The following is an 8,000-nucleotide window of genomic DNA, read 5'->3' as shown; positions in this document are numbered from 1 at the left end:
ACCCAAAGCCTCATTCTACCGTTAATATTTCACAGAGGCTGGAACCCAGAACCCCCATTCTACCGTTGGTCATTGAAAACTGTCCGGACTATTGTTATTCCGATATTTACATAACCGGGATGCTCCCTTTCACAAAACTGCTGGTAGCCTGAACAAAACAATTATTCGGCGCGCCGCTACCCTCACTTTTTTCTATAAAAAACCAAGGTTGACGTTGGGCATCGTACAAAACCCCCAATCCGCTAGGGCCGAGATAGATTTCAAAATTCTGCCCTGGTTTCAAAGTACCAACTACAGGCCAACTGGCAATATTTAAATTTACCTTGCTCCCTGGATCTTCTATTTCCTGAATAGAGTGCGTGCCCATGCGACATTTGACACCATTCGGATCAGAATTTGTGGCTTCCCAATATCGGTGAGATGTTCTTTTATACTCTCCGCGTTCGTTTGGCTGCGGCAATTCATCTTCTGCGTCTGTTTGAGCAATTGTTTGAGGATTTGACTGTTGTGCGTCGAATTCTGAACTTTGTGTCATGGATTTAAACTCTCTTTTCTTAATAAAAATCAAATCTAATGCAGTTTTCAGAAAGATGAGGTATGTTGTTGGGCTTTAGCCCTCTGAGCCATTGCCAAAATGAGATGAACCCAGCCACCAACCTCAGATCCTGTTCAGTCGATCGCCCGCCAACAATGTTAGTAGTGAGGACTTCAGTCCGCATCTATCCAAGGAGTTAACTCCGAAGGATCGGGAGCATCTCATTTTGGTCAAAAGCATTTTTTCTTCGAGTGCGATCTGTCGCGAAATCGCGAGTATTAGCGAGCGGCGACAGCACTACAAATTAGAGTTTTATTGCGGTGTTCCAGCCAGCCACAAAGCTAAATTGCGGACATAAGTTTTGATATCATCTAAAGCCTGTGACTCTGCTTGCATAGTATTTCCCAGCGGTTCGCTCACAAAGCTCGGGCAGCCCATATCCACATTCCAATTATAATCGCAGAAATGATGAAAAGTCGATTGAGCCACTGCACGTCCGAGCTGATTTCCGATCGTATCGGGAGGCCACTCGAAAGCAACAGCGAGGTTAAAAATGCGATCGCTCACCAAACTTTTCCCTTGTGCAATTACCCTACCGTACCGATCGCCTGGGGGGACACCCACAGCACCTTCATGGGGATGAGCCGGAAAAAACTCGATCGCTTCGGCAGAAGCACCAGGCCTTTGCAAAAGAGAATGCACCGGAGCGATCGGGATAATTCTCTGATAATTCCCATTGCGTCCAGAATGATAATTAGGCCAAGAAATATTAGTAGTATCAACATCATCTCTGCAATGTTTCGATGGATCTGGATCGACATTTTTAGTTTGAAAAAAATGTGCAGCCCCCACACCGGAAAGAGTGCAGATAGACGAACCTAAATCTTGATGATCGCGAGTTGCCAAAATCCCCCCACCCCGTTGGTGAAAAGCCTTAATTCCCGCACAATCTTTTTCAGTCAAACCGTCTCCTACATCAACAGCAAACAGCCACAGCTCGTCAAATCTTGATTCTCCCAAACTGCTTAGGATTGGGTCATTTCCTTCTATATTTGATTCGCGGTTTCTTGCCGTTACTTGAAATAATTGATTTCCCCGATCGTCCTTCAGATCGGCCAAATAGTCTCGCAACAAAGAGAAACGCTCGATACTCCAGTCATCCTCAGTTGTTGGAATCGTTGTTTGCAGTAAAATGCGAATTGGTTTTTCCATTTTAATCAGGGGAACGGGGAATATTTTTGAGTTAGTAGATATGGAAGGGGAGGAAAAGAAATTAAATTCGCAATCTAATTTAGATTTTCCAGCATTTCGCCAGTCAAACTAAAAGCGCGAATATCAGTAATTTTAACACGCACAATCTTACCAGCCAATTGTGCAATATCCCCCTTAAAAAATGTGAGACGATTGCCACGAGTGCGCCCCATCACCTGAGTTGGATCTTTGAGATTTTGGACTTCCACCAAAACCTCCTCCGTGCGCCCGAAATAGCGCTGCGATCGCTCCATAGCCGTTGTTGTCACGACATGATTGATACGTTGCAGGCGATCGGCTTTTACCTCCTCAGTCAACTGATTTTCCCACAAAGCAGCAGGCGTTCCCGGGCGAGGCGAATAAGCAGCAGTATTCACCAAATCAAAACCCACATCTTCGATCAACTTCAGAGTCTTCTCAAACTGCGCCTCCGTCTCCCCAGGAAACCCGACAATCGCATCAGCCGTAATCGAAGCATCAGGCATATAACGGCGAATCGTATCAACAATTCGCAGATATTTCTCCTGAGTGTAACCCCGAGACATCGCCTTCAGAATCTCATTATCCCCAGACTGAAAAGGCACGTGAAAATGTTCGCAAACCTGCGGCAACTCCGCACAAGCCTTAATCAATCGTTCATTAAAATAGCGAGGGTGGCTAGTAGCAAAACGCAGGCGATCGACTCCAGGAACATCTTGCACAAAATAAAGCAAATCAGTCAAAGTATGTAGGTTGCTACCATCCGGTTTCGTCCCCGGCAAATCGCGCCCGTAAGCATCAATATTCTGCCCCAACAAAGTCACTTCCTTGTAACCTTGACGGCCCAATTCCTCCATTTCAGCCCGAATAGCCTCCGGCATTCGCGACTGTTCAACCCCGCGAACATTCGGCACAACACAATAAGTGCAGCGTTCATTACAGCCATAAATTACATTCACCCAAGCAGTCACCTGGCTGTCGCGGCGAGGCTTAGTAATATCCTCCATAATCTCCACAGCTTCCGTCGCCACAACTTGATTTCCCTGAAAAACTTGTTCCAGCAAATCTTCAAGTCTGTTAGCGTGTTGCGGGCCCATTACTAAATCTAATTCTGGCACTCTACGCAACAGCGCTTCACCTTCCTGCTGCGCCACGCATCCAGCTACAACTAAAGTTAAACCCGGTTCTTTGCGCTTGCGATGAGCTTGCCTTCCCAGGTTAGAATAAACTCTTTGTTCGGCATTATCGCGAATGGTGCAAGTATTGTAGAGAATCAAACTAGCATCGTTAGGGTCTTCCGAGAACTCAAAGCCCATATTTTCCAGAATGCCAGCCATCCGTTCGGAGTCGGCTTTGTTCATCTGGCATCCGAAAGTGGTAATGTGATAGCGGCGGGGTTTAACAGTCATGGCGAATTGCAGGAAAATAAAAAATCTAGGTTTTCAACCTTAACAAGTTATTATAACACTTCTGTGGGTAATATCATATCCAGTTAATTTGCTCCCGATCGAAATCGTTTGTAGTGAGGACTTTAGTCCTCTCTTTTTCTGCGGACTAAAGTCCTGACTACAAACTAAATTATCGAAATCGTTTGTAGTGAGGACTTTAGTCCTCTCTTTTTCTGCGGACTAAAGTCCTGACTACAAACTAAATTATCGAAATCGTTTGTAGTGAGGACTTTAGTCCTCTCTTTTTCTGCGGACTAAAGTCCTGACTACAAACTAAATTATCGAAATCGTTTGTAGTGAGGACTTTAGTCCTCTCTTTTTCTGCGGACTAAAGTCCTGACTACAAACTAAATTATCGAAATCGTTTGTAGTGAGGACTTTAGTCCTCTCTTTTTCTGCGGACTAAAGTCCTGACTACAAACTAAATTATCGAAATCGTTTGTAGTGAGGACTTTAGTCCTCTCTTTTTCTGCGGACTAAAGTCCTGACTACAAACTAAATTATCGAAATCGTTTGTAGTGAGGACTTTAGTCCTCTCTTTTTCTGCGGACTAAAGTCCTCACTACAAACTAAATTATCGAAATCGTTTGTAGTGAGGACTTTAGTCCTCTCTTTTTCTGCGGACTAAAGTCCTCACTACAAACCAAATTGCTGAGAGCCATCTTGATGGGCAACTATAGATCTATTTAGATTATAAAAAATCTAAAATTGTTCTAGCAATACCTTGCGCGGCGAGATAAGGAACTCCATTCCCCACAGTTTTAAACATATTAGTCAGCGTCATATTATTCGGCAGTGCAAACTCTTTTGGTAGCGACTGAATAGCTAGTGTTTCAGCAACAGAAAGCCTGCGAACTTTGTAAGGATGCAAGTGAACTTCGTTATTTCCATAACAAGCAGTCGGCGAATAACGCCAGCGGTGCAGGCGCTTGAAAGATTTTTTTGAATCGTCTCCCTCATCGACCTCAGCAAACCTTTTAATACCTGCTCTTGGTTGAAAATAATGTTCAGCGTTGGGATGGTTGAGAACATCATTTTTGTGAAACCAAAACTCAACTGTTAATTCTTGGGTGATGCCATCGGGACAAGGCAAGAAACCATCACGTACAAAAGCATTTCTTTCAGGCCAAGGATGACAAAAAACTTCTGATTTGGGATATAATACCTGAGTTTCCCAGGGAAATAATTTTTCAGGTAACATTGGGCTGGATTCATCTAGGATAATCCCCAGATTTGTGACAAGATTTTTTTTAAAGCCAATCAAAATAATGCGGTCTCTATCCTGCGGTACTCCATATTCGATCGCATTTATTAAACGTTCCACAAAAAAATATTCCGAATCAGCCAACTTAAGCTTGAGTTCGTCGTAAAAAGCTTTATGTTTTTTTGTCCTCCACAAACCTTTGACATTTTCAAACAAAAAGAAATCCGGCTGCTGCTGGCAAATCAATTCAATGTAGGAAGCTGAAAGTTTGCCTTTATCTCCTTCCTGCCCTCGGTTTTTGCCACCCACAGAAAAGTCTGGACAAGGCGGCCCCGCGATAAATCCCACAATATCGTGATGCTGGCGGGCATCCTGCATCAATTCCCGCAGGCGAGAAGCTGGTTTTCCCCCTACAAGTTGAGTGACATCTGCTTCCTCTCCTTCGCAGTATCCGTATTCCGGTAACGGCAAATTCAGGCATTGCCGAGAGTAGCGGTATGCTTGCATGAAAGGTGAGAAAATTTCATTGACATAGGCTACATGAAACCCACTTAATTCAAAACCGAGGTCAAGGAATCCCGAACCGGAAAAAAAGGAGAATATACAGGGAGAACGGTACATTAAATCATCCCAGTTATTTTAAACTAAGCTTACTATAAATTCGGTTGCGCGTACACCTGACTATTATTAAAAGTCGCAGAACCCCTCGCCCGACAAGGCAGTGCCGTTTCCCTACTCAAAACTATTAGACAACCACATTATCTTCATGCGTTTTCCTATATCAAAAATATCTGCGTTTATCTGCGTCAATCTGCCTGACATCTGCGGTTTCCCTCTCTCCTCAAAGATTTAGGAAATTCAAGTCTATTCTTAAAACCATTGACCGCCTCGGAAACGCCAGTAGGGAAATAAAATTCGCATCAGTGTTTGCGATGCTAGATAAATAGCCAGCCACACTAAACTATAATGCAATGCAAAAGCTCCCAAGTCAAAATCTTGCCCAGGTATTCCGGGTAAACCGATAATTTTGATTAAAAATAACACAAAAAGTGCTTCCCAAATCCCGGCGATTAGTTGAAATGCTCCGGGCCAATCTCGATCCCAGCGTAACTGCTGGATGTAGATATATATGACATCCCAGGCGATGCCAAAAATTGCTACATACCCTAAAATAAAGAAAAAAATTGAGCCTGATGTGGAGGTAATTAAACCCAGAAAAAAGGGTAGGGTTACTAAAACGCCTACGGTGGCAAATAGCAGTAACCGAGTTTGCCAGCGGCCGAATAAGGTGGGGGTCATTCGATTTTAGATTTTGGATTTTAGATTGGGGATTGGAGATTTGAGATTGAATGCGAAGCACCTTCGATTTGGGATTAAGATTGGGGATTTTAAATTGAATAAGAAGTTATAAGAGTTTGAGGACTAAAGTCCTCACTACGAACTAATTTTACGGGTCTTTCCTTCTTCCTTCTTCCTTCTTTCTTCTTCCTTCTTTCTTATTCAAATTATCCTGGAGATTTATTTAAAATCCACTTTGACCATTGTAGGAACGATCGCCAAACGCTCAATTTCCCAACACCCGGAGCTCCGTTAGCTGCCAGACTTTCAACAGAACGCAGGGCGGCGTATTGCAAGCCCAAAAAGCTGTCTACGGGTGCGTAAGGCCCGCCCAAAGTAATCGCGCCCGCTGTGTACACCCGCCCTTCAGGGTTGTTGGGGGAGGCATTGCGTAATTCGGGGACTTCAAAATCGTTGTTGACACTCAAACGCCCCAAATTATTGAGGGGAAGATTGTATTGAACTACCAAATCCTCTAGCAGGGGACTGGTTTTTACCTTAGCGTCCAAACCCGTTGCGTCAATAATAAAATCAGCTTGTAACTTAATTTGCCCCTTGAGATCCTTTTCCTGAATGTAAGTCACGGTGCGATTTTGACTGTCGCGCTCGACTCGCTCGACTTCCCCGAAGGTAATTTGATACCATCCTTGACTTAAACCTTCTTTGACTATCCGCCGCCAGTCGCTGCGATTGGCTGTGGTAGTGCCGCCCCAGTCTCCGAGAAACTGCGGGCGAAATTCGGGTTTGGCTTTTTCCAAAAGTACGCGGAGTTCGCCGCCCCAACAGGCTTTGGGCCAGTTGAAAGGTTGAAATTCATAGTGATTTTCGACGTTTCTCTGAGCTCGATCGAATTTGTTACCTTGAGGTTTGGGCGATCGCATCAAATGCAATACTTGAATGTTGGCATTTCGCTGTCGCGCTTCATAAATTCGCTGCACCACCCGCGAAGCCACAATTCCCCGCCCTCTAATTAAAACGCTGCCGCCCTTCGCCTCCAACTTTTCGTAAACGCCGTCGTGGCTTTCGTAAGCGTTAACAACCGACTCAAAATCCTGGGTTTTTTCGCGATATTCTTGCAAGTCTGGCAAAAATTGAATTGCGGGATAGCCGGTGGCTAAGTGTACGTATTTGGCGATTAAAAAAGCACGATCGCGTTGATTGGCATTCGATCGAGAATAAGCGATCGCGTACCTGCCGTCATCTGTCTTCCGAATCGCCCGCACTCTCCCGTAGCGAAACATCTGATTCCACCCGATACGCACAGTTTCCCTGTCAATCGAGTCAAACACATTCCCGGCGCGCGGCGTATAAGTTTCGGCAAAAGTCGGTTCCGCAAACACCTGCCACATCAACTTTAGCGACACCATCAACCGCCCTTTCAGCAATACCTGCCAAGCTTCCCGCAAAGCATAGGGAGGCCAGCCCCAAATGTTGTCCGGACACGAGTCAGAATTCGATCGCAGGCGTTCTCGCAGCGGAATTTGAGAATTCAGGCACAACCGACGGTAACGGGCGTAGGGTTCCGATTCCATGCCCAGAACGGCAATTCGATCGACCTTCACGCCGCAAATTCTCAGCAAATCCACCCAAATCAAGCTGCCCAAACCGCCACCAACAGCAGCCCAATCAATTTCTTCAACCGGCAGTCCCATAGATTGGATCGATCGCATTGTGACTTGATTTGCCTGCAAAAATGCGATCGGCGGAAATTCTTCCCTACTATTTGTTTGAGGCACCGGCGACACCATGGGCTGCCCCAACGCGGGGTCTGGCCTATTGGTCTGCGGGTTAAAGAAAATGTGAGAATTGACAGACTGGGTTTCTGTGGAATTAACAGTAAATGAAATGGCTATCTTGTAGGGCCCGATTTGCAGCATATCGCCATTTGCCAGCACGCACCGGGTTTGGCGGGTGCCGTTGACAAAAGTACCGTTACGGCTGCCGGTGTCAGTAACTACGATACTGTCGCCTTCGGTGGCAATCACAGCGTGAAACCGAGACACTTGACTGCTTTTGAGGGGAATTCGAGAAACTCGCTCACCGTTGATGGTGGAGGGCATACCTTCAAAAATACGTCCCAAAGCGATGGGCAATTCGAGTATCGGGGAGCGACAATCCCCCGTAGCTGTATCTTTCCAAGTAAGTCGCAGGTGCAAGGGTTGAGGATTCATTATTATTTTTTAAACATCAGCCGTCGGCTTTGAGCTTTCTGGGAAAAAAGATTTTTGAATTTGAGAGATTTGAT

6 protein-coding genes are annotated in these 8,000 nt (G+C 45.2%); all 6 read right to left on the bottom strand.

Annotated features, from left to right (window positions below; translation table 11 throughout):
- Window positions 1–106: 106 nt before the first annotated feature.
- Window positions 107–535: a hypothetical protein gene (locus QZW82_RS16060; protein WP_293149806.1), complete on the bottom strand. Its 429-nt coding sequence runs from the start codon at window positions 533–535 to the stop codon at window positions 107–109.
- Window positions 536–847: 312 nt separating this feature from the next.
- Complete coding sequence (locus QZW82_RS16055) at window positions 848–1,747, bottom strand: hypothetical protein (protein ID WP_293149804.1); 900 nt, start codon at window positions 1,745–1,747, stop codon at window positions 848–850.
- Between the two features lie 74 nt (window positions 1,748–1,821).
- On the bottom strand, window positions 1,822–3,174 hold the full coding sequence (miaB, locus tag QZW82_RS16050) for a tRNA (N6-isopentenyl adenosine(37)-C2)-methylthiotransferase MiaB (RefSeq protein WP_293149802.1): 1,353 nt from the start codon (window positions 3,172–3,174) through the stop codon (window positions 1,822–1,824).
- A gap of 730 nt (window positions 3,175–3,904) precedes the next feature.
- A complete protein-coding gene (locus QZW82_RS16045) occupies window positions 3,905–5,038 on the bottom strand; it encodes a DNA cytosine methyltransferase (RefSeq protein ID WP_293149801.1) in 1,134 nt (377 codons plus the stop codon).
- Between the two features lie 249 nt (window positions 5,039–5,287).
- Window positions 5,288–5,716: a hypothetical protein gene (locus tag QZW82_RS16040; protein WP_293149800.1), complete on the bottom strand. Its 429-nt coding sequence runs from the start codon at window positions 5,714–5,716 to the stop codon at window positions 5,288–5,290.
- Between the two features lie 206 nt (window positions 5,717–5,922).
- The gene (locus QZW82_RS16035) at window positions 5,923–7,926 is read right to left on the bottom strand and encodes an FHA domain-containing protein (RefSeq protein WP_293149799.1); all 2,004 of its coding nucleotides are present in this window, start codon (window positions 7,924–7,926) and stop codon (window positions 5,923–5,925) included.
- Window positions 7,927–8,000: the final 74 nt, after the last annotated feature.

Origin of the sequence: Microcoleus sp. bin48.metabat.b7b8b9.023 (assembly GCF_013299185.1) — a bacterium.
Classification (GTDB): Bacteria; Cyanobacteriota; Cyanobacteriia; order Cyanobacteriales; family Microcoleaceae; genus Microcoleus.
The sequence above is the reverse complement of the archived record's forward strand: the minus strand, read 5'-3'. Positions and strand labels throughout refer to the sequence as shown.